The sequence below is a fragment of the Nocardia sp. Root136 genome (assembly GCF_001427185.1).
GTDB lineage: Bacteria > Actinomycetota > Actinomycetes > Mycobacteriales > Mycobacteriaceae > Nocardia > Nocardia salmonicida.
Map to the genome: position 1 here is coordinate 196,190 of NZ_LMFE01000014.1, position 17,732 is coordinate 213,921.

The 17,732-nt window shown below is 68.3% G+C and carries 22 protein-coding genes; 11 read left to right on the forward strand and 11 right to left on the reverse strand.

Annotated elements, in window-relative coordinates:
- Positions 1-38: 38 nt before the first annotated feature.
- Positions 39-1,217, forward strand: a complete 1,179-nt coding sequence (locus ASD42_RS33215; RefSeq protein ID WP_056824882.1) for a winged helix DNA-binding domain-containing protein — start codon at positions 39-41, stop codon at positions 1,215-1,217.
- Positions 1,218-1,256: 39 nt separating this feature from the next.
- On the opposite strand, the gene ASD42_RS33220 is transcribed toward ASD42_RS33215, so the two are convergent.
- On the reverse strand, positions 1,257-1,616 hold the full coding sequence (locus ASD42_RS33220; protein WP_056824741.1) for an Rv2640c family ArsR-like transcriptional regulator: 360 nt from the start codon (positions 1,614-1,616) through the stop codon (positions 1,257-1,259).
- A gap of 99 nt (positions 1,617-1,715) precedes the next feature.
- Here ASD42_RS33220 and ASD42_RS33225 point away from each other — a divergent pair, with 99 nt between their 5' ends.
- The 4 genes from ASD42_RS33225 to ASD42_RS33240 all read left to right on the forward strand — a co-directional run bounded on the left by ASD42_RS33225 (position 1,716) and on the right by ASD42_RS33240 (position 4,187).
- Complete coding sequence (locus ASD42_RS33225; RefSeq protein WP_056824744.1) at positions 1,716-2,234, forward strand: ArsI/CadI family heavy metal resistance metalloenzyme; 519 nt, start codon at positions 1,716-1,718, stop codon at positions 2,232-2,234.
- A gap of 73 nt (positions 2,235-2,307) precedes the next feature.
- Positions 2,308-2,679, forward strand: coding sequence for an ArsR/SmtB family transcription factor (locus ASD42_RS33230; RefSeq protein ID WP_056824747.1), 372 nt, complete (start codon positions 2,308-2,310; stop codon positions 2,677-2,679).
- A complete protein-coding gene (gene arsB, locus ASD42_RS33235) occupies positions 2,676-3,761 on the forward strand; it encodes an ACR3 family arsenite efflux transporter (protein WP_056824750.1) in 1,086 nt (361 codons plus the stop codon). Before ASD42_RS33230 ends, arsB begins: the two co-directional genes overlap by 4 nt.
- Positions 3,762-3,776: 15 nt before the next feature.
- Entirely contained in the window at positions 3,777-4,187 is a 411-nt protein-coding gene (locus ASD42_RS33240) for an arsenate reductase ArsC (RefSeq protein ID WP_056824754.1), read from the forward strand.
- 9 nt (positions 4,188-4,196) lie between these two features.
- Here the strand turns inward: ASD42_RS33240 and ASD42_RS33245 are convergent, their stop codons facing one another.
- Positions 4,197-4,913 (reverse strand): NUDIX hydrolase, encoded by a 717-nt coding sequence (locus ASD42_RS33245; RefSeq protein ID WP_056824756.1) that lies wholly within the window; start codon positions 4,911-4,913, stop codon positions 4,197-4,199.
- Positions 4,914-4,991: 78 nt separating this feature from the next.
- Here ASD42_RS33245 and nadA point away from each other — a divergent pair, with 78 nt between their 5' ends.
- From nadA to ASD42_RS33265, 4 genes are all read left to right on the forward strand, one after another.
- On the forward strand, positions 4,992-6,029 hold the full coding sequence (gene nadA / locus ASD42_RS33250) for a quinolinate synthase NadA (protein ID WP_056824884.1): 1,038 nt from the start codon (positions 4,992-4,994) through the stop codon (positions 6,027-6,029).
- Positions 6,030-6,060: 31 nt separating this feature from the next.
- Positions 6,061-7,674 carry an L-aspartate oxidase gene (locus ASD42_RS33255; protein WP_056824758.1) on the forward strand — a complete coding sequence of 538 codons (1,614 nt, stop codon included), beginning with the start codon at positions 6,061-6,063 and terminating at the stop codon, positions 7,672-7,674.
- Positions 7,675-7,775: 101 nt separating this feature from the next.
- Positions 7,776-8,636, forward strand: a complete 861-nt coding sequence (gene nadC, locus ASD42_RS33260) for a carboxylating nicotinate-nucleotide diphosphorylase (RefSeq protein ID WP_056824761.1) — start codon at positions 7,776-7,778, stop codon at positions 8,634-8,636.
- 38 nt (positions 8,637-8,674) lie between these two features.
- Positions 8,675-9,058 (forward strand): hypothetical protein, encoded by a 384-nt coding sequence (locus ASD42_RS33265; protein ID WP_056824764.1) that lies wholly within the window; start codon positions 8,675-8,677, stop codon positions 9,056-9,058.
- Between the two features lie 38 nt (positions 9,059-9,096).
- On the opposite strand, the gene ASD42_RS35035 is transcribed toward ASD42_RS33265, so the two are convergent.
- From ASD42_RS35035 to bioB, 6 genes are all read right to left on the reverse strand, one after another.
- Positions 9,097-9,264: a hypothetical protein gene (locus ASD42_RS35035; RefSeq protein ID WP_200950554.1), complete on the reverse strand. Its 168-nt coding sequence runs from the start codon at positions 9,262-9,264 to the stop codon at positions 9,097-9,099.
- Between the two features lie 98 nt (positions 9,265-9,362).
- Entirely contained in the window at positions 9,363-10,502 is a 1,140-nt protein-coding gene (locus tag ASD42_RS33270; RefSeq protein WP_056824767.1) for an AI-2E family transporter, read from the reverse strand.
- Between the two features lie 61 nt (positions 10,503-10,563).
- Entirely contained in the window at positions 10,564-11,097 is a 534-nt protein-coding gene (locus ASD42_RS33275; protein ID WP_056824769.1) for a DUF1353 domain-containing protein, read from the reverse strand.
- A gap of 71 nt (positions 11,098-11,168) precedes the next feature.
- Positions 11,169-11,819 (reverse strand): DUF2567 domain-containing protein, encoded by a 651-nt coding sequence (locus ASD42_RS33280; protein WP_056824772.1) that lies wholly within the window; start codon positions 11,817-11,819, stop codon positions 11,169-11,171.
- Positions 11,819-12,028: a biotin synthase auxiliary protein BsaP gene (bsaP, locus tag ASD42_RS33285; protein ID WP_056824887.1), complete on the reverse strand. Its 210-nt coding sequence runs from the start codon at positions 12,026-12,028 to the stop codon at positions 11,819-11,821. Before bsaP ends, ASD42_RS33280 begins: the two co-directional genes overlap by 1 nt.
- Before the next feature lie 72 nt (positions 12,029-12,100).
- Positions 12,101-13,114: a biotin synthase BioB gene (gene bioB / locus ASD42_RS33290; RefSeq protein ID WP_056824775.1), complete on the reverse strand. Its 1,014-nt coding sequence runs from the start codon at positions 13,112-13,114 to the stop codon at positions 12,101-12,103.
- A 150-nt stretch (positions 13,115-13,264) separates the two neighbouring features.
- On the opposite strand from bioB, the gene ASD42_RS33295 reads away from it, so the two are divergent.
- The gene (locus ASD42_RS33295) at positions 13,265-13,849 is read left to right on the forward strand and encodes a TetR/AcrR family transcriptional regulator C-terminal domain-containing protein (RefSeq protein ID WP_056824778.1); all 585 of its coding nucleotides are present in this window, start codon (positions 13,265-13,267) and stop codon (positions 13,847-13,849) included.
- On the opposite strand, the gene ASD42_RS33300 is transcribed toward ASD42_RS33295, so the two are convergent.
- On the reverse strand, positions 13,850-14,995 hold the full coding sequence (locus ASD42_RS33300) for an alpha/beta fold hydrolase (RefSeq protein ID WP_056824780.1): 1,146 nt from the start codon (positions 14,993-14,995) through the stop codon (positions 13,850-13,852).
- Positions 14,996-15,047: 52 nt separating this feature from the next.
- The gene (locus tag ASD42_RS33305; protein WP_156677667.1) at positions 15,048-15,797 is read right to left on the reverse strand and encodes a helix-turn-helix domain-containing protein; all 750 of its coding nucleotides are present in this window, start codon (positions 15,795-15,797) and stop codon (positions 15,048-15,050) included.
- Positions 15,798-15,858: 61 nt separating this feature from the next.
- Between ASD42_RS33305 and ASD42_RS33310 the strand changes: the two genes are divergently transcribed.
- Positions 15,859-16,437, forward strand: coding sequence for a TIGR03086 family metal-binding protein (locus ASD42_RS33310; protein ID WP_056824784.1), 579 nt, complete (start codon positions 15,859-15,861; stop codon positions 16,435-16,437).
- Positions 16,438-16,459: 22 nt separating this feature from the next.
- On the opposite strand, the gene ASD42_RS33315 is transcribed toward ASD42_RS33310, so the two are convergent.
- Complete coding sequence (locus ASD42_RS33315) at positions 16,460-17,683, reverse strand: MFS transporter (protein ID WP_235569924.1); 1,224 nt, start codon at positions 17,681-17,683, stop codon at positions 16,460-16,462.
- Between the last annotated feature and the right edge of the window lie 49 nt (positions 17,684-17,732).

A 17,732-nucleotide genomic window follows, 5' to 3' on the forward strand; every position in this document is an offset into this window, starting at 1 on the left:
TGCGCGTGGTTGTCGGTGTCCCCGCATACCATCCGCTCATGCTCTCGATCGATACCGCGCAGCGTCGCGCCAGATTGGCGGCCAGGCATCGCCTCGCGCCGTCGGCCCGCTCGAACGACCCGGTCGACATCGCGCGCTCGATGGTGGTTCTGCACGCCACCGACCCGGCGACGGTGTTCCTTTCGGTCGGCGCCCGTGGCATCGAACTCACCCCGGCCGATGTCGAGAAGGCCCTGTACGACGACCGCGCCCTGATTCGCATGCTCGCCATGCGCCGCACGATGTTCGTCGCGCCGACCGAGTTGCTCCCTGTTCTGCAGGCCTCCACCTGCGATGCGCTGGCCCACAAGCAACGCCGCACCTACGGTCGCTTCATCGAACAAGCCGGCGTGGTCGACGGCGACATCTCGACCTGGCTCGCCGAGGTGGAAGCCGAGACCCACGCGGCATTGCTGACCCGCGGCGCGGCGACCGGCGTCCAGCTGAGCAAAGATGTGCCACGCCTGCGCACCCAGATAGACACCGCGCCCGGCAAGTCCTATTCCAAACCGACCAGCATCACCACCTGGGTCCTGGTCGTCCTCGGCGCCGAAGGTCGCATCGTGCGCGGCCGCCCGAACGGCAGCTGGACCAGCAGCCAGTACACCTGGGCCCCCGTGGAAACCTGGCTACCCGAAGGGTTTTCACCGTTGCCCGCCGCACAGGCCCGCGTCGAACTGGTACGTCAGTGGTTGCGCACCTTCGGACCGGCCCCGGTCACCGACCTGAAATGGTGGACCGGCTGGACGCTCGGTGAAGTCCGGAAAACCTTGGCAGAACTCGACACAGTCGAGGTAGACCTCGACGGCACCCCCGGCATAATCCTCGCCGACGACCTCGCCCCCGTCCCCACCCCCGAACCCTGGGCAGCCCTACTCCCCGCCCTCGACCCGACCCCCATGGGCTGGCAATCCCGAGCATGGTTCCTCGGCCCCCACACCCCTGCACTTTTCGACACCAACGGCAATATCGGCCCCACCATCTGGGCCGACGGTCGCATAGTGGGCGGCTGGGCCCAACGCTCCGACGGCGAAGTAGTGACCCGTCTACTCGAAGATGTCGGCTCCGACACCGAAAAACTCATTGACGCCGAAATCGCCCGCACCACAACCTGGTTCGGCGAAGTCCGAGCCATCCCCCGCTTCCGCACCCCGTTGCAACGCGAGCTCACCGCCTGAGGGCGAATCAACCCACGACGAAGCTCGAACGGCGGAAAACTACGTGCAGCAGTTGGGATCGAGCACCGTGCACAGCGCGGACAGTGCGTCGCGGCGGGCGCGATGGATGGTGTTCATCCCCCGCCGTTCGGACTCCACCAGGCCCGCTTTGCGCAACTGGCCGAGATGGTGAGAGACCGTGGACTCGCTCAGACCGACCGCGGCGGCGAGGTCGCCGCCGTTCTCCTCACCGAGCGGGCTGGTCAGCAGCAGTGACAGCAATCTGACCCTGGCCGGGTCGGCGATCGCCTTGAGCCGCAACGCCACCTCCAGCGCGGCGGCGTCGTCGACGGGCCCCGCCGCCACGGGCGCGCAGCAGACGGGGGCGGACATATCGATCATCGGTAGCGCCTTCGGCATGACATCGACCTTACCCGCGGTATTGACATATGTCGAAAAGGTGGGCAGACTCGGCCTCACAAGTTCTTCGATATATGTCACACAAGTGGAGGTTCGATCATGTCTCGTATCCAGCTGGCCCTCAATGTCGACGACCTCGACACCGCCGTGCGGTTCTATTCCACTCTGTTCGCCACCGAACCGGCCAAGCGCAAGCCCGGCTACGCCAACTTCGCGATCGCCGAGCCCCCGCTCAAGCTCGTACTGATCGAGAACGCCGGCCAAGGCGGGTCCCTCAACCACCTCGGAGTCGAGGTCGAATCCTCCGAGCAGGTACACGGCGAGATCGCCCGACTCTCGCAAGCGGGCCTGTTCACCGAGGAGCAGATCGCGACCACCTGTTGCTTCGCCACCCAGGACAAGGTGTGGGTGACCGGGCCGGGCGCCGAACGGTGGGAGGTCTACACGGTGCTGTCCGACAGCGAAACCTTCGGCACCGCACCCGAACTCGGCCGCACCGACGCCGAAGCGGTCGACGTCTGCTGCGGCACCGCCGCCGAAGCCGAGGCCGAAGGCGCCTGCTGCGGCACCGAGGCCAAGGCGAAGGCGGTCGACTCCGGCGCGAGCTGCTGCGGCTGACCGGCCCCTACCGCGAGCAAGTTCACACAGTGTTCGCTTGCCTTCTTGATTAGACATCGATCAATATCGACGTATGTCGAATCAGGATCTGCCGCTGAGTGTGGCCGCACCCTCGTGTGCGGCCACACTCAGCACCCGCGCACCGATGACCGGCGAGACCGCCACCGAGCTGGCCGTGCTGTTCAAGGCGCTCGCCGACCCGGTTCGACTGCGGCTGCTCTCGGCGATCGCGTCCCGCGCCGGCGGCGAGGCCTGCGTCTGCGACCTGTCGACGGGGATCGACGTGACCCAACCGACCATCTCCCACCACCTGAAGGTGCTGCGCGAAGCCGGTCTGCTGACCAGCGAACGCCGCGCGTCCTGGGTGTACTACCGGGTCGTCCCGCACGCGTTGGCGCGGCTGTCGGAGGTACTCGCGACCGAGGCCGGAGCAGTGACCCTATGAGCACCGCGACCGAGCATCCCGCCGTCGTGGGCAAATTGTCCACGCTCGACCGCTTCCTTCCGGTCTGGATCGGGGTGGCGATGGCCGCCGGGTTGCTGCTCGGACGCATGATCCCCGGCCTCGGCGACGCGTTGAGCGCGGTCGAGATCGACGGCGTCTCCCTGCCGATCGCACTCGGCCTGCTGATCATGATGTACCCGGTGCTGGCCAAGGTGCGCTACGACCGCCTCGACTCGGTCACCGGCGACCGCAAGCTGCTGATCGGCTCGCTGGTCCTGAACTGGGTGCTCGGCCCCGCGCTGATGTTCGCCCTGGCCTGGTTGTTTCTGCCCGACCTGCCCGAATACCGCACCGGCCTGATCATCGTCGGCCTGGCCCGCTGCATCGCCATGGTGATCATCTGGAACGACCTGGCCTGCGGCGATCGCGAAGCCGCCGCCGTACTGGTCGCCCTGAACTCGGTCTTCCAGGTCCTCATGTTCGCCGTGCTCGGCTGGTTCTACCTGTCGGTCCTGCCCGGGTGGCTCGGCCTCGAGCAGACAACGATCGACGTCTCCCCCTGGCAGATCGCGAAATCGGTCCTGATCTTCCTCGGCATCCCGCTGCTCGCCGGTTTCCTCTCCCGCCGCCTGGGCGAACGCGCCAAGGGCCGCGACTGGTACGAGGAGAGATTCCTGCCCCGGATCGGCCCATGGGCGCTCTACGGCCTGCTGTTCACCATCGTGATCCTGTTCGCCCTGCAGGGCGAACAGATCACCGCCCATCCCGTCGACGTCGTGCGCATCGCCCTGCCCTTGCTGGTGTACTTCGCCGTGATGTGGGGCGGCGGCTACGCCCTCGGCGCCGCCATGGGCCTCGGCTACGCCCGCACCACCACCCTCGCCTTCACCGCCGCGGGCAACAACTTCGAACTCGCCATCGCGGTGGCGATCGCCACCTTCGGCGCTACCTCGGGCCAAGCACTTGCCGGAGTCGTCGGCCCTCTGATCGAGGTCCCCGTCCTCGTCGCGCTGGTCTATGTCTCACTGGCACTGCGTCGACGATTTCCCACCACCACGCCCTCGGCCTCCCCGGCCCACTGAAAGGCGTTGCCCCACATGACCACCAAGCCCAGCGTGTTGTTCGTCTGCGTCCACAACGCCGGTCGCTCCCAGATGGCCGCCGGTTTCCTCACCCACCTCGCCGGTGACGCCGTCGAGGTCAGGTCCGCGGGCAGCGCGCCCGCCGAGACGATCAACCCGGCCGCGGTCGCGGCGATGGCCGAACTCGGCATCGACATCGCCGACCAGACGCCGAAGATCCTCACCTACGACGCCGTGGAAACCTCCGACGTCGTCATCACCATGGGCTGCGGCGACACGTGTCCCGTATTCCCCGGCGTGAGTTATCGCGACTGGGTCCTGGAAGACCCGGCGGGCAAGGGCATGGAGTCGGTGCGCCCGATCCGCGACGAGATCAGGTCCCGCATCGAAGCCCTTGTCGCCGAATTGGTGCCGACCCGCGCCTGAGTCTCGCTCTCAGCCCGGTGGCCGTAGCGCGGCGAATTCGTCGGTGACGCGCAGGCCGGAGTCGGTGAAGCGGTACAGCGCCGCGGGCCGACCTCCCGCCCGCCCGGAGGGAGCGGTATCGCCGGTGGGCGTGATCACCTTGCGGCGGGTGAGAACTCGTTGGAGGTTGGTGGTATCGACGTCGTAGCCGAGTGCGGCGCAATAGATTTCGCGCAACGTCGACATGGTGAACGTGTCGGGAGCCAGTGCGTAGGCGATGTTGGTATAGGAGAGCTTGGCGGCCAGGCGGGTGCGGGCGTGGTCGACGACGGTGCGGTGATCGAAGGACATGTCGGGCAGGTTCGAGACCGGGTGCCAGGTGGTGTCGGAGGGGAGTTCGGGTTCGGTGGTGAGGGGGACGAGGCCGAGGTAGGCCGAGGCGATGCGGCGCGGAGCGGGGACCCGGTCGGGGTCGCTGAACACCGATACCTGCTCGAGGTGATGCAGATCGCGCACGTCGACCTTCTCGGCGAGCTGGCGCCGGGCGGAGGTGTCGAGGTCTTCGTCGTCGCGCAGGCGGCCGCCGGGTAGCGACCACGTGCCTTTCTGCGGATCGAGCGCACGTTCCCACAGCAGCACCGCCAACTCCGGGTGCTTGGCGCCTCTACCTGCGGAAATGCTCGGAGGGAAGCGGCGTACCTGGAACACCGCGGTGAGCGATTCGTGGATGGTGTTACTATGGGGCACGTTTTCGATTATAAGTCGAAAACCTGGTCAGGTGCGAATCGCGGCGATGGAGCCGCTCGCACGATGAAGGGAGCCACCATGGCGACGACGACTGCACAGCGGACGCTGATGGATTCCGTCTTCGACGGACCCACGGGCTACGCGGGTGTCGAGGCGACGCCGGAATGGGCGCAGGAGGTGCGCCGCCTGGCGCGCGAACGCAATGCGACCATCCTCGCGCACAACTACCAGCTGCCCGAGATCCAGGACGTGGCCGACCACGTCGGCGACTCGCTGGCGCTCTCGCGCATCGCGGCCGAGGCCGAAGAGGACACCATCGTGTTCTGCGGCGTGCACTTCATGGCCGAGACCGCCAAGATCCTGAGCCCGGCCAAGACCGTGCTCATCCCGGATCAGCGCGCGGGCTGCTCGCTGGCCGATTCGATCTCCGCCGAGGAACTGCGTGCCTGGAAGGCCGAGCACCCCGAGGCGATGGTGGTGTCGTACGTGAACACCACCGCCGAGGTGAAGGCGCTCACCGACATCTGCTGCACCTCCTCCAACGCCGTCGACGTGGTCGACTCGATCGACCGCGACCGTGAGGTGCTGTTCCTGCCCGACCAGTTCCTCGGCGCGCACGTCAAGCGCGAGACGGGCCGCGAGAACATGCACATCTGGGCGGGCGAATGCCACGTGCACGCCGGTATCAACGGCGACGAGCTCACCGAACAGGCCCGCACCCACCCCGATGCCGAGCTGTTCGTGCACCCGGAGTGCGGTTGCGCCACCTCGGCGCTGTACCTGGCCGGCGAGGGCGCGTTCCCGGCCGAGCGGGTGCACATCCTGTCGACCGGCGGGATGATCGACGCGGCGAAGGCCTCGCACTCCACCCAGGTACTGGTGGCGACCGAGATCGGCATGCTGCACCAGCTGCGCAAGGCGGCGCCCGGAATCGACTTCCAGGCCGTCAACGATCGCGCGTCCTGCAAGTACATGAAGATGATCACCCCGGCCGCGCTGCTGCGCTGCCTGGTCGAGGGCGCCGACGAGGTGCACGTCGACCTGGCGATGGCCGAGGCCGGTCGCGCCTCGGTGCAGCGCATGATCGCCATCGGCAACTCCGGCGGTGGCGAATGACCGCCGCCGCGGGGCCGAGCCGGTAACGACCATGACGGTTCCGGTTTCCTGGGAGGCCGAGGTCGACCTGGTCGTCATCGGCGGGGGCGTGGCCGGTCTCACCGCGGCACGGACGGCGTCGTTGCGTGGGCTGCGGGTGCTCATCCTCAGCAAGGGTGGCCCGACCGATACCTCGACCCAGTACGCGCAAGGCGGCATCGCTGTCGTCGCACCGCTCGGCGACTCGGTGGACTCGCACGTGCTCGACACGGTCGAGGCAGGCGCCGGGTTGTGCGAGGTCGACGCGGTGCGTTCGATCGTCGAGGGCGGCCAAGCCGCGGTGGCCGCGCTCACCGACCTCGGCGCGGTCTTCGACCTCGGTCGTGACGGGCAGATCTCGCGCACTCGCGAGGGCGGGCACAGCACACGTCGCATCATCCACGCCGGCGGCGACGCCACCGGCGCCGAGGTGCAGCGCGCGCTCAACGCGGCGGGACTGCCGGTGATCTTCGGCGCCGCCGCACTGCGCGTGGTGACCGGCGCCGACGGTGTGCAGGGCGTTATCGCGGTGTCGGACAACGGTTTCGGTGTCGTGCACACGCCCGCCGTCCTGCTGGCCACCGGCGGACTCGGGCAGCTCTACGCGCTCAGTACCAATCCGCCGGGAGCGACCGGTGACGGTGTGGCGCTGGCCTTGTGGGCCGGGGCGGCGGTGGCCGATCTCGAGTTCGTGCAGTTCCATCCGACCGTGCTCTACACCCCGGGCGGGGTGGGCAGGCGGCCGTTGATCAGCGAGGCGGTTCGTGGCGAAGGCGCGATACTCGTGGATTCCCACGGGCACTCGGTGACCGAAGGGGTGCATCCGCGAGGCGACCTGGCTCCCCGGGATGTGGTGTCGCGCGCGATCGCGGAGCGCATGCGGGCGTCGGGCACCGACCATGTCTTCCTCGACGCGCGCACCGTCGACGGATTCGCCCAGCGGTTCCCGACGATCACCGCGTCGTGCCTGGCGGCGGGGATCGACCCTGCGGCGCAACTGATCCCGGTCGCGCCCGCCGCGCACTACCAGTGCGGTGGCGTCGTCACCGATACGCACGGGCGCACCGGCGTCGCGGGGCTCTACGCCGCGGGCGAGGTCGCCAGAACGGGACTGCACGGCGCGAACCGACTGGCCTCCAACAGTTTGCTCGAAGGGCTGGTGGTGGGCGAGCGGGCAGGCGCGGCGGCGGCCGAACGTGTCGGGACGCGCGCTCGAGTCGACGAGATATCTTCGTGGACACTGGAATTCGCTGATCGCTCGGTGGTACAGCAGGCGATGACCGAACACGCTTCCGTCGTGCGTGACGGCGCCGGGCTCACCGAGGCGCGGACGCGTATCGATGCGGCGAGTTCGATCGTGCCGATGCTCGACACTGCCGAGGATTCGGTGACCGCGGCCCCGCACCTGCGCCGTATCGAGGACGCGGCGCTCACCGTGACGGCGCGCGCCCTGCTGCTCGCGGCGGCGGCACGTCAGGAGAGTCGCGGCTGCCACACCCGCTCGGAGTATCCGGGGCCCGTCGACGGGCAGCGGCACAGCATCGCGGTCGCTCTCGACGCGCGCGGCGCACTCGAGCTATCCACCGCGACAGTCGATTTCGCGCCCTTGCCGACCGGGGTGCGGTGACATCGCCCGCCCGGTCTGTTGTTCAAGAAATTCCGGCGGAGCGAGACTCGCCCCGCCCGATCGACGCGGCGCACAGTCGCCCGGAGAACAGGAGTGCAGTAATGGCTCTGGACGCCACCCTGGACCGTGATGAGCTGCTGACGCTGATCCGTACCGCTCTCGACGAGGACCTGCGCTACGGGCCCGACGTCACCACGGTCGCCACCGTCGCCGAAGACGCCGTGAGCAAGGCCTCGGTGGTCTCACGCCAGCACGGCACCGTCGCGGGCATCGACGTCGGGCTGCTCGTGCTCGACGAGGTGCTCGGCGCTGATGCCTACGAGATCACCGCGCGAGTCCCCGACGGCACCCGGGTGGAGCCGGGCACGTCGGTGCTGAGCGTCGTCGCGCCCACCCGCGGCCTGCTCACCGCCGAACGGACCATGCTCAACCTGGTCTGCCACCTCTCCGGCATCGCCACCGCGACCGCCTCCTGGGTCGACGCGGTCGACGGCACCGAGTGCAAGATCCGCGACAGCCGGAAAACGTTGCCCGGCCTGCGCGCCCTGCAGAAGTACGCGGTCCGCGTCGGTGGCGGCGTGAACCATCGGATGGGGCTCGGCGATGCCGCGCTGATCAAGGACAACCACGTGGTCGCCGCGGGTTCGGTCGTCAACGCCCTGCGCGCGGTCCGCGAATTGGCCCCTGAAATCGCCTGCGAGGTCGAGGTCGACAGCCTCGAACAACTCGACGCGGTACTCGCCGAGAACGTCGAACTGGTGCTGCTGGACAACTTCGCGCTCTGGCAGACGCAGGCCGCCGTCCAGCGCCGCAACGCAGCAGCTCCCGAGACGAAACTCGAGTCCTCCGGCGGACTTTCGCTCGATCAAGCCGCCGAGTACGCGGGCACCGGCGTCGACTACCTCGCCATCGGCGCCCTGACGCACTCCGTGCGCGTACTCGATCTCGGGCTCGATATGTGAGACCGAAGCCCAGTCCCGGCGGTCCGTACAGTCGGAACATGGCCTTGCAGTGCGACATCCAGCCCGCCCCGCCGTTGCAGCTGACACCGGGCTGCACCGTCTACACCGGCGTGGTGCGGCTCGCCGTCACGGGGAAGTTCCTCCAGTCTCTTCGTGCACCGGCCGACGAGTTCGGCGTCTTCGTCCCCGATGTGGCGCCCTTGCGCGATATCGCGGCCGAACCCCGGGTGTGGGCTGAGGCGTATGTCATGAGCACCGTGTCCTCCCCCGCCGGCGGATTCCCCGCCGGCGTCGACTACGTGCGTGCCGCGTTCCTGGCTGATCCGCGCGGCGGCACCGACCGTTGGCTCCACCTCGGCGGCGCCGCGTACATCGGCAAGGGGATCGGCCTCGGCTACCGGATCACCGTGCAGACCGCGTAGCCGTGGCGGCAGGACGAACCGGAAAAGCCCGGCCCCGTTCAGGAATCGTGGCGACGAGCGCGATGCTTCGACGAGCGCCGATAGGTGCGACCGCTGGGTACCGCGGTGGCGGCCGACGAACTGCGCAGGGCATGGCGGCGGCGCCAGGCGACCAGATCGGGTCGCTCGGCGGGCTGCGCTGCGACCTGCTCGGCTGCGGTCTTCATGGTCAAGGTCCTCCCCCGAAAATCACGATGCCGCCAGGATAGGGAGCGGGTACGACCACATTCCACTGGTTTTCCGGTGAACCGATAAACGGCGCCCGCTATTCCTTGTCCACCGCCGTCTCGGGCTGTGCGGGCTTGTCCGGTTTCTCGCGCGGCGCGGGCTTTTTCTCCATGGGCGCACCGAGCAACACGTCCGCCCATCGCGTTGTCGGATCGATGTCGAACAGCAGCGCCTTCACCAGCAACGTCAGCGGAATCGCCAGCAGCGCACCGAGCGCACCGAGCACCCATGCCCAGAACACCAACGACACGAACGTGATGGTCACCCCGAGGCCGACGGCATCACCGACGAACTTGGGTTGAATGATCGACTGGATCACGAAGTTGATCCCCGAATAGACCACGATCACCCAGATCATCAGCTCCGGCCCGCTGTCGAGCAGGGCGAGCAGCGCGGGCGGAATGACGCCGATGACGAACCCGACGTTCGGAATGTAGTTGGTGATGAACGATAGCAAGGCCCACAGGATCGGCAGCGGCACGCCCATCAACCACAGTGCGCCACCATCGATCACGGCCACGATGGCGCCGAACACCGTGGAGACGATGAGGTATTTGCGTGTCCCGGCAACGAAATCGCCCAGTGCCTGCGCGATCGCGGGCCGCTCGTGAGCCACCATCGCCAGCCGACGGTTCATCGTCATCCCGTCGACGGCCATGAACAGCAGCAGTGCCAGGACGAAGAACAGATTCGAGAAGACCCCGAGCACGCCGCCGAGTACCTCCTCGATCACACCGGCGGCCTTGCCCACATCGATCCCGCTCAGCGCCTTGTGGATCTGATCGGAACTCACCCCCGCACTCGACAGCCAGTCGCGCCCATGGTCGAGCAATCTGTTGAGTTCGTCGGCATAGTTGGGCAGCAGCGAGGCCAGCTGCGCCGCCGACAGTGCCAGCGCACCACCGATTCCGAACAGAATCGCGACCACCGCCACCAGCGCCGCCGCCATGCCGAGCCAGGCGGGCCAGCCCTTGCGCAGTGCCCAGGTCTGGATCGGCTGCACCGCGATGGTCAGCATGAGCGCGAGGAAGACCGGTCCGACCACGCCGGAGAAGGCCTCCAGTCCGGCGATGGTGACCACCATGGCCGCGAGCGACAACAGCACGATCAGTCCGCGCGGAATCGACCATTCGACAGGCGGGGCCGCGGTCGCGGGTTCGGTGCTCGGCTCGGACATGCGCCGAACGGTAGCCACGCGAAGGTGGGGCCGCCTCCCCCATTCCGGGTGAGATCCGGGCTCAGGCCGTTTTCATCTGGGGCTTCGGCGGGGGTGCCGCGGTACTGCGCGTGATCCGACCCAGGGCCCAGAACCCCAGCTCGACCACCCAGAACACCAGCAGCGCAGCGGTCACCACCAGTACCGGGACCGCGAGAAAGACCAGCGAGGGCACCGCGATCAGCAACCAGCCGAGCATGTCGACCGCACGCGCTCCGCGCAACCGGCTACCGAGGCGAACGGCCGTCCACATCATCCAGCGTCGCGGCACCGACACCCCGGCCTCGTGCAGGCTGCGCCGGAATATCCCGTCCGCGTCGGCGGGCCCGACTTCGGCTGTGCGGCACAGATAGTCGTGCAGGATCGCGGCTCTGGTGTAGGCGCCGTAGCGCGGGATCAGCCACACCAACGCGCGCGGCACCGAGGCGAAGTCGGTGCGGAATCCGGCAGGCACCGTGAAGGTTTCGACCGCGCCCTCATAGGTGAGCGGTTCGGTGAGCCGCCAGAATTTCGCGTCGAGTTCCTCGACGACCGGACCACCACCGATGAATGCCACGACCGTTCCTCTCGCACCGCAGCAAGGTATCTACCTGCTGTTATGCAGAAATGGTATCGCGCAATGATCGCTCAGCCGCGTGGTTGCGAACTCGGATCGAAATCGCCGCTGGGCCGATACTGTTCGACTCCGTACGGCAGGCGGTAGGCGTCGGGATCGTCGCCGAAATCGGCCGGGCGCAGGTCACCGAGCAGCCCGCCGGCACCGGAACCGAGATCGACGGACGGGTGCAGCGCGGCGAGAAACAACAGCACGAGGGCAGCGAGGAACGGCTGTACCAGCAGGGCGAGATCGGTGCCGACTTCCGCTGGCAGCGCGATGATCTGGCCGATCGCCGGATCGTCCGGACGCGGATGCCGCACGCCCGCAACCCATTCCCCGATCCACATCATCAGCGCCGCGCCGAGCCCCGAGGCGACCAGCATGCCGAGCACGAGAGCGGGCCCGCGGGTGATCCGGACCCGCCAGGCACCGACCGCACTCAGCACCGCGACCACCGCGCCGATGCACAGGAACATCCCGACCGCGTCGAACAGGTGCAGGCTCTCGCCGGTGAGCACGGCCGCGCGGCCGGGCTGGGTCACCCGCAACCGCTCGGTCGGCGCGAGCAGACCCCACACCACCCCGGCCGCCACGCTCGCGACCAGCACCGCCGCGAGGACGATGCCGACGCCGACGGCCTCACGACGCAATACCTCAGGGCGCTCCCCGCGGCCGAGCACTACCGACGTTCCAACCGTGCCGATTCGATGACACCGTGGCGCGAGCACTTGGCCCACCAGCCGTCGGGACTGATCTGCACGACCATCCGGCGACCGCACTGCTCGCAGAATCGCGGCGGTTCGAGACCGAGCGCGGCCGACACGGGCATCGCGTCGTCGAGCCCGGGCACGATCCGCTTACCCGTGAACGGGTTGTAGCGCTCGTCCAATGCTGTTACCGCCTCTGCGAAGTGCGACTCGACGGCCGCGACCTGGGTCGATACTCGATCGTACACAGCGTTTTACAGGGTGTCGTTGAGCGCCTTGATCGGCATGCTCAGCTCACCGAGCAGATCGAGATCGGACTCGGCGGGGCGGCCGAGAGTGGTGAGGTAGTTGCCGACGATGACGGCGTTGATCCCGCCGAGCATGCCCTGCTTGGCGCCCAGGTCGCCGAGGGTGATCTCACGACCACCGGCGAAACGCAGGATGGTGCGCGGCATCGCGAGCCGGAACGTGGCGATCGCACGCAGCGCGTCGGCGGCGGGCAGCACCTCGAGGTCGCCGAACGGGGTGCCGGGCCGCGGGTTGAGGAAGTTCAACGGAACCTCGTCGGGGTTCAGCGAGGCCAGCTGCGCGGCGAACTCGGCGCGCTGCTCGATGGTCTCGCCCATACCGAGGATGCCGCCGCAGCACACCTCCATGCCCGCTTCGCGCACCATCCGCAGGGTTTCGAAGCGCTCCTCGTAGGAGTGGGTGGTGACCACCTTGGGGAAGTGCGACTTGGCGGTCTCGAGATTGTGGTTGTAGCGGTGCACGCCCATCGCCGCGAGCTGGTCGACCTGCTCCTGGTTCAGCATGCCCAGCGAGCACGCGACCTGGATGTCCACCTCGTTGCGGATGGCCTCCACACCGGCGGCGACCTGCGCCATCAGGCGCTCGTCGGGACCACGCACCGCGGCGACGATGCAGAACTCGGTGGCGCCGGTCTTTGCGGTCTGCTTGGCCGCCTCGACCAGGCTGGGGATGTCGAGCCAGGCCGCGCGCACGGGCGACTGGAACAGGCCCGACTGTGAGCAGAAGTGGCAGTCCTCGGGGCAACCGCCGGTCTTGAGGCTGATGATGCCCTCCACCTCGACCTCGGGGCCGCACCACTTCATCCGCACGTCGTGGGCCAGCTCGAGCAGCGCTTCCAGGTGCTCGTCACCCAGGCGCAGCACCTCGACGGCCTGCTGCTCGGTGAGGCCCTCGCCGCGCTCGAGCACCTGCTCACGGGCGATGGCCAGAATATCGGTCTGGACGGGTGCCTGCGTCACGACGTGATGTCCCTTCGACGGGGGTGTGCGCACGAGCCGTGGGTGTGATCCACCCGGCGTGGCCGTGCAACTTGAACGGTGTTCAGGATAGGGTAGCGGCTGCGAGTGAGTCACGACACTCGGGTCGGAAAATCGGACGGAAGGACGCGCGTGCAACTGCGGAAGACGGATGTGGTCGATGCCGCCGTCGCGATTCTCGATCAGTACGGGCTCGCCGACCTGACGATGCGCCGGCTCGCCGGCTCGCTGCAGGTGCAGCCGGGGGCGCTGTACTGGCACGTCAAGGACAAGCAGTCCCTGCTCGGCGCGGTGGCCGACCGGATTCTCGCTCCGATGGACGAGCCGATCACGGCCACCGAATGGCCCGCGCAGCTCACCGAGCTCGCCCACCGACTGCGCGACTGTCTGCTCGCCTATCGCGACGGCGCCGAACTGGTCTCGGCCACCTACGCCTCGCGTCTGACCACGAGCAAGGCGCGTGAACGCCTGGCGGGCATTGTCATCCGTGCCGGAATGACCAGGGAGGAAGCCGATCTCACGGCCTACACCCTGCTCTACTACGTGCTCGGCCAGACCGTCGACGAACAGTCGCGCATGCAGATGGATTCCGTCGGCGCGCTGCCCGAGGACAACACCCCCTTGGTCGACACTCCCGACCCGACAGCTCGATTCGACTTCGGTTTGCAACTGTTCATCGCGGGCGTGCGCACCATCCTCGGAGCCCGCGTGCGCTGATCAGGGCGGATCATTGCGATTGGCCTCCTGATAGCGGCGCACGAACGGCAGTACCTGCGCTTCGATGACCTCGTTGTATTCACGCGGTCGCTGAATCGGATTCGCGTGCTCGGTCCGAGTCGGCCGCACCACCGAGAGAGTGCCGTTGACGCCGCCGGACTGTTCGATCAGCACCCTGTGCGAATACTCCACGTCCACCACGTCATCGCGCGACGCCTCGCGGGGCCGGATGAACACGATCGCCGGGTTTCGCTTGTCCGGATGCGGCTTGCCGAGCGCCCGCAGATCCGCCGTGCCGCCGCCTGCCACGATCGCCAGGAACTGCGCCTCGATCAACCCGTTGCTGGCGGCATCACGAGAGAAGATCTTGTCGCGCAATACCTCTGAGGCCGCCTGCCCCATGGCGCGGTAGTCGATATCGAAGAACAGTCCGTCCCGCTGCGCGAAACGTTCACGCCGAGCCGACATCTCGACCACGAAGCGCAGGAGCCTGCTCTCCCGCGCCCCGGGCAACCAGCCCACCCACCGCACCAGATCGGCACCGCGGCTGCGACTCTCGGGTCGGACCGCGTCCAGGTCCATCGGCGTGCAGTCCAGCACGACGGCCACCAATCGCCGATCGCTGCCCAGGTGGATATGGCGCGCCACCTCGAGCGCGATGATCCCACCCATGCTGTGACCGACCAGCACGATATTGCGCACATTGCCGTACCGCGCGGCCCGCACGATCATCTCGGCGATGACCTTGGTGTCGATACCCGCGTTGTCGTAGCGCACCGCCCACACCACCCCGAGGCGACTGAGCGCGGGCAGGGCTTTGGCTGTCGGTGCCGCGTTGACTCCCCCGAGCCCCACCATGTCGACGACCGCGGTATCCCAATCCCGCGCGTCCGCGGGCAGATTCGCGGGCAGCAACTCCGGCGTGGTCTGTGCCAGCCGATCGCGTTCGGGAGCCACATCGTGCACCCAGTACTGCCCGAACACGATCATCGCGACCAGCAGCACCCCGAGAATTCGCAGCACCGCCAGCCTGGTCCGGCGCCAACCGCGCCACCCGTGTCCCAGCCTGGTTTCACGCAACCGATCCCGCCGACGCGCATCGTCGAAGTCCGCGACGGTGGACGGATGCCGATCGAATGACGACATCACTCCACTGTAGGGGCGCCCGCGCGGTGCCCCGCTCTACCTGTCGCGCCGGCTACCGCTCGTACCGCTGTGCGTAGCTGGTCGGTGGCTCACCGAAGATCTTGCGGAAATCGCGGCTGAGGTGCGGCTGGTCCGCGTACCCGAGGTCGGCGGCGAGTACCGCCCAATCGATGTCGACGCCGTCGGCGAGCCGCTCGGTGATCTCGTGCAGGCGGTAGCGGCGGATCACCCACTTGGGCCCGATGCCGACATGTTCGGCGAACAACCGCTGCACCCGGCGGACACTCGTCCCGCAGCGCCCCGCGAGCGCGTCGACCGTGGTGATGCCCGTGTCGTCGGCGATCATCGCCACCATCCGCCCCGCGCACTCGGCCTCCGGGTCGGCGACGGGCAGGTGCGCGCGAAGGTGACCCTCGACCGAGCCGACATCGACCGGGTCAGGCGATTCCGGGCCGAAAACCGTTGCCGCATCGATCGTTCGATCCCGCAGATCTGCCACCGGACCGTTCAGGAACGGGCGGAACGCCCCGGGCCGGAAGGCTACCCCGAATACCGAACCCGAGCCGGTGAGCTCGCGGTAGACGTGCGAGGACGAGGGACCGTGGAGTTCGGCGCGACCGTCGCGGAAGGTCAGGTGCACGTTCGGCAGCGGCACCACCAACTGCCGAAACGGATGCTCGTAATCCCAGGTGACGGCCCAGTACCGGTCGACATACCGCGCCAGGTCAGCCGAGGGTGCGATGAACCGGTGGCGCTGCGACATCTGCCAGGCACCGCCCAGTTCACGGGGGTCGCGTTCCACCCGGCGAGTCTATGTCGCGTTTGTTCAAGACAGCGCGGCGTCGCGGTGGTTACCTCGGTACATGTCCGAAACCGAACGCGTAGCGCACGCCGCGACACCGCTGTCGAAGCTCCTCCACACGGTCGATCCCGCCCGACTGTCCGACCCCACCCCCTGCGCCGAGTTCGATATCCGAGCCCTGCTCAACCACCTGCTCTTCTGGGGTCCGTCGCTGGTCGGCGCCGCACGCAAGGAGGCGGTCGCACCCCCGGCAGCCGCCGAAGCCGATATCGACCTGACCGCGGGCGACTGGGCCGCGGCCCTCGACGCGCACCTCGACGCACTCGCCACCGCGTGGACCGACCCCGCCGCGTGGCGGGGAGTCACCCACATGGGCGGGCCGACGGAACTGCCCGCACCGCTGGTCGGCGGGATGGTGGTCGGCGAACTGATCGTCCACGGCTGGGACCTCGCCCGTGCCGTCGGCGCCACGCCACACTGGGACGACGATTTCCTGCGCACCACCTACGACGAGACGGCCGCCACCGCCGAACAGGGTCGCCAGATGGGCATCTACGGCCCCGAAGTCCCCGTCGATGCCACCGCTCCCCTGCTCGACCGCATCCTCGGCCTCACCGGACGCGACCCCTCCTGGCCGTAGGCGACCGACCGGGCGTGCGAGGTCAGTTGCTGTCCACCGACTCCCGGGGCTCGCGTAGACCCGCGGTCTTCTGTTCGGGCACCGCGATCGGGGCCACCGGGCGTCCGGGGAACCAGCGATACATCGCGGCCGCTCCACCGAGACCCGCCACCGCGAGCGCGCCCGCCGCCGCGCCGAGCACCGTTACCGCGCTGATCGCGCCGACCGCGATCGGACCCGCGAACATGCCGATGTCATGGGTGAGCCGCCAGGCGCCGAGGAACTCCGCGCGCTGACCTGGCGGCGCGACATCGGCGCCGACAGTCATGATCACGCCGTTGCTCAACCCGTTGGCGAAGCCGAGCAGCACGGCGACAGCGGTCAGCCCGACCACCGACCCCGCCAACGGCAACAGGGCGTACCCCGCGGCGAAGGCGATCATCGCGGGAACGCCGATCGCCCTGCGACCGTAGCGATCCAGCCAGATTCCGGCCGGATACGACATCAGCACGTCCACCGCGCCCGCGATACCGAACACGATGCTGGTGGTCGCCGCGTCGGCACCGATGTGCACCGCCCACAACGGCAGCAGCGATTGTCGTGCCGCCCGTGCCGCGCCCATGAGCAGAGCGCCGAGCCCGAGCGTGCTGAGCAGTTTGCGATGCTCGACCACCACCGAGCGAATCGTGTTGTCGCTGACCACAGTCGGCGAACCCTCGGTCTCCGGCATGGCGAACACCAGCGCACCCGCGACGAGCATGGCGACGAGCTGGATCCACAGCCCACCGATCGGGCCGAGCCAGTGCACCGCGCCCGCCCCGAGGAAGGGTCCGGCGAAGAACCCGAACCGCATCCACCCGGCCAGCGCCGAAAAGGCCCGTCCCCGATCGGCACTCGGCACCACGGCCACGATGTAGGTCTGTCTGGCCAGCCCCCACACCGCGCCCGAGGCGCCGTTGATCAGCAGCCCGACCGCGAATACGCCGATATTCGGCGCGAGGATTGCCACGAGCAGACCTAAGGCGCAGGTGAAGGAACCGAGCGCGATCGCCTTGCGCTCCCCCGTGCGCGCCACCAGCCAGCCCGCGGGCAGATCTCCGAGGATGAGACCGAAGCCCATCATGGCGACGACCACGCCCGCGGTTCCGACCGACGCGCCGAGTTCGAGTGCGCGCAGCGGCAGCATGGGAGCAGCTGCGCCCGAACCGATTCCGTAGATGGCGGACGGAACGAAGACCGCCAGCGCCATGGATCGCAGCTGAGTCACGACGCCGCCACCGACCGGCGAGTGCCGTGCCGGCTGCTACAGCCCACCG

Excerpts from the sequence above, each read along its gene's own strand:
- ASD42_RS33310 (WP_056824784.1), top strand. The coding sequence starts at position 15,859 with ATGTCCGAAACCGAACGCGTAGCGCACGCCGCGACACCGCTGTCGAAG.
- ASD42_RS33215 (WP_056824882.1), top strand. The coding sequence starts at position 39 with ATGCTCTCGATCGATACCGCGCAGCGTCGCGCCAGATTGGCGGCCAGG.
- ASD42_RS33270 (WP_056824767.1), bottom strand. The coding sequence starts at position 10,502 with ATGTCCGAGCCGAGCACCGAACCCGCGACCGCGGCCCCGCCTGTCGAA.
- ASD42_RS33300 (WP_056824780.1), bottom strand. The coding sequence starts at position 14,995 with ATGTCGTCATTCGATCGGCATCCGTCCACCGTCGCGGACTTCGACGAT.
- nadC (WP_056824761.1), top strand. The coding sequence starts at position 7,776 with ATGGCTCTGGACGCCACCCTGGACCGTGATGAGCTGCTGACGCTGATC.
- ASD42_RS33225 (WP_056824744.1), top strand. The coding sequence starts at position 1,716 with ATGTCTCGTATCCAGCTGGCCCTCAATGTCGACGACCTCGACACCGCC.
- ASD42_RS35035 (WP_200950554.1), bottom strand. The coding sequence starts at position 9,264 with ATGAAGACCGCAGCCGAGCAGGTCGCAGCGCAGCCCGCCGAGCGACCC.
- ASD42_RS33255 (WP_056824758.1), top strand. The coding sequence starts at position 6,061 with ATGACGGTTCCGGTTTCCTGGGAGGCCGAGGTCGACCTGGTCGTCATC.
- ASD42_RS33230 (WP_056824747.1), top strand. The coding sequence starts at position 2,308 with ATGTCGAATCAGGATCTGCCGCTGAGTGTGGCCGCACCCTCGTGTGCG.
- nadA (WP_056824884.1), top strand. The coding sequence starts at position 4,992 with ATGGCGACGACGACTGCACAGCGGACGCTGATGGATTCCGTCTTCGAC.
- ASD42_RS33265 (WP_056824764.1), top strand. The coding sequence starts at position 8,675 with ATGGCCTTGCAGTGCGACATCCAGCCCGCCCCGCCGTTGCAGCTGACA.
- ASD42_RS33220 (WP_056824741.1), bottom strand. The coding sequence starts at position 1,616 with ATGCCGAAGGCGCTACCGATGATCGATATGTCCGCCCCCGTCTGCTGC.
- ASD42_RS33240 (WP_056824754.1), top strand. The coding sequence starts at position 3,777 with ATGACCACCAAGCCCAGCGTGTTGTTCGTCTGCGTCCACAACGCCGGT.
- arsB (WP_056824750.1), top strand. The coding sequence starts at position 2,676 with ATGAGCACCGCGACCGAGCATCCCGCCGTCGTGGGCAAATTGTCCACG.